This window comes from Dietzia sp. UCD-THP (assembly GCF_000349585.1).
GTDB lineage: Bacteria > Actinomycetota > Actinomycetes > Mycobacteriales > Mycobacteriaceae > Dietzia > Dietzia natronolimnaea_A.
The window spans coordinates 5,217-7,663 of record NZ_KB714666.1; the positions used below are offsets into that span (position 1 = coordinate 5,217).

The 2,447-nt window shown below is 65.4% G+C and carries 3 protein-coding genes; 2 read left to right on the top strand and 1 reads right to left on the bottom strand.

Annotation, left to right across the window (positions count from 1 at the left end; genetic code table 11):
• Nucleotides 1–517, top strand: a 517-nt coding sequence (locus tag H483_RS37100) for a hypothetical protein (RefSeq protein WP_238556416.1), incomplete at its 5' end; no start/stop codon positions are given.
• 349 nt (nt 518–866) lie between these two features.
• Here the strand turns inward: H483_RS37100 and H483_RS38950 are convergent.
• Entirely contained in the window at nt 867–1,628 is a 762-nt protein-coding gene (locus H483_RS38950; protein WP_371204916.1) for a replication initiation protein, read from the bottom strand.
• 563 nt (nt 1,629–2,191) lie between these two features.
• Here H483_RS38950 and H483_RS37105 point away from each other — a divergent pair.
• Nucleotides 2,192–2,447: IS256 family transposase (locus H483_RS37105; protein WP_031265350.1), on the top strand; the 256-nt coding region annotated here is incomplete at its 3' end.

The window sequence follows — 2,447 nt, forward strand, 5'->3', positions numbered from 1 at the left end:
GACAGCCGCGTGCGGCAACGACGAACCGGCGGAGCACGATAACCACGCCGGGCAATCACCTAAGGGGCCGGCGACGGCCGAGGTCATCATGCCGTACGGCGAGGGGTTCGAGCACCTACAGAACCAACCACCAGAAGCGGTGGCCGAGACCGCCCTACTCAGGCTCGCTCACGCGACCCCGGCGCAGATCGAGGACCAGGACGCGGCCGTACAGCTCCTACGCGGAGTCGTCACCCCGGAGCTGTGGCGCCGACTGACCACCGATCCCGCCGCAGTAGTGCCGTTTATGACCGGGCCGGCGTGGCGGGCATGGGACAGCACCGGCGGCGGCGTCCACGTCACTGTCAAGCAGGACGATGAGCAGCACCCGCCAGACACCACGGAGTCCTGGGCTCGTAAGTTCTCGGTGACGCGGAAGCTCGACGGGTCCGAGACACCGGTCAAAGACACCTACATTGTGGGTTTGCGCCAGATTTCCGGCCAGTGGCGAGTAGACGACCTGCGACTGTTGGGATAGGACACGTAGCTGAATCAGTCGCCGGGCGTGCCAGGTGGCGGGCAAAGGAACGCGCTGCGGCCGCGTCCGGGCTGCTGTTCTCCGGATCGCCTGCGGTGTTCGTGTAGCAGGTAGCCGACGACGCCCGTGCTCACTTCCATTTCGTCGGCTATCTCCTGGTACGACTTACCCTCCTCGCGGAGGGCGGCGGCCCGCTCACGGCGTTCAGCTGCTCGCTGCTCCACGACACTTCGTGGCTCGGCTCGGAGCCGTCTCACGTTCCGTTCGGACATGCCCAACAGGCGCGCCGCCTCGGCTGCGGTCAGCGGCCGACCTTCTTTGTCGAACCGGGGCCGGGGGTCGAGCGCACTCATCCGAACACCTCTTGAATCCGCGCGTCACGCGCCGCCCGGCGACTCGCACCGGACCGTTGCCCTCCGACCTTGCCCTGGCGACGATGCCATTCCTCCTTGCTCACGAAGTTAGCCCTGACCCACTTGGAAATCGAGCGCGCGGTGGCCGTGACCTCCGAGAACGGCAATGGTTCAGGAAACTCCGAGTTTGCAGCGTGGCAGTGCTGCATGACCACGCGTTGCCACTCTGCATATGGCTGTTCTGGGTCGTGCAGTCCATATACGTTCTGCCGGGCAGCGTCGAACATGGTGCAGTTGCGGCCGAAGCCGTGCGACCGCTCGGGTTTGCGGGGCAGCTGACGCGGGGTGTGGATCGTTCCCAGTTCGCGCAGGCTGTAAGCCCGGTCAGTTCCCCAGATGACCTCAGCGCCCGGAGCTACCGGGCAGCGGGTCAGCAGCGATGTGTACGCAGGGTCACCGTCAAGCGAGCGCCGCAAGCCCTCTGCCGTTCGGGCGAGATACCGTATCGGCGCCTGACGCGCTGCGTCCGTACGTGTGACCGGCTCAGTAAGCCACCAGCCCACGTGTGCGTGCCCGGTGGGCCCCTCGGCTACCCAGGAGGGTTTGGGATGGTCTGAGGGCTTCTCAAAGGCCCTCAGTACGGCGTTTGAGTGATCTACGTCGATCACGACGCAGATCGTCATAGCCCCCGGCCCCGTCTCGATGTAGCGGTGCGTCAGCGCCCGATCACGAGGGAGGCGGCGGACGCCGTCGTCCAGGTTGTTAGTTGCTAGTGCCCAGCGGTGCCAGTACCGCTCCCGCCAGGAGTCGGCGCTATGGACGCTAAGAGTTGACGCTGTAGGCACGGACGCATCCTTACACAGATGTAGTCCGTATTGGGGTAGGACACGAAACTAACTCAGATGGGGGCGCCTCTCCCGCCGCATTTCTGGCCGCACACCCCACGGTTCGGTGCCCTACTCCCACCACCGAACGCTTGCTCTCCCACCGTCACTCTGACGCGGCCTACGCTTGTTACCTATGCGCGAGACCCCTATGTCCACTACTCCCGCGGCTGCACTGGTCAAGCAGTACACCCCGGCGGTTCGACTGCTTCGTGACGGCCGCCTTCCGGACGGCACGCCCCTCACTCGGGAGGCGATGACCGCGAAGGGTGCCCCCGGCAGCCTCTCGCATGCGCTCCGCTCCAGTAGTGCCCCATAGAGTGGTGTAACTCGGTGGCCGAGATCGTCTCCGACATCCGTGTCGTTGACGGATGTAGAGCGGCCACCGCGTGATCTTTCGAGTCAACCGTCTAAAGAATCCTCGAGGAGTCATCGCGATGACCGCACCCCATATTGTCGACCCTGCAGGCCTGCTTGGCCAAGCCCTATCCGACGCGTCGCCGGATCTGATGCGCGAGCTGCTGCAGACCATGATCAACGCACTGCTCTCCGCCGATGCCGACGCTGTGTGCGGCGCCGAGTGGAACGCCCGCTCGTCAGAGCGCACCAACTACCGCAACGGTTACCGCCACCGCCCCCTGGACACCCGTGTCGGCACCGTCGACGTCGCCATCCCGAAGTTGCGCTCGGGCA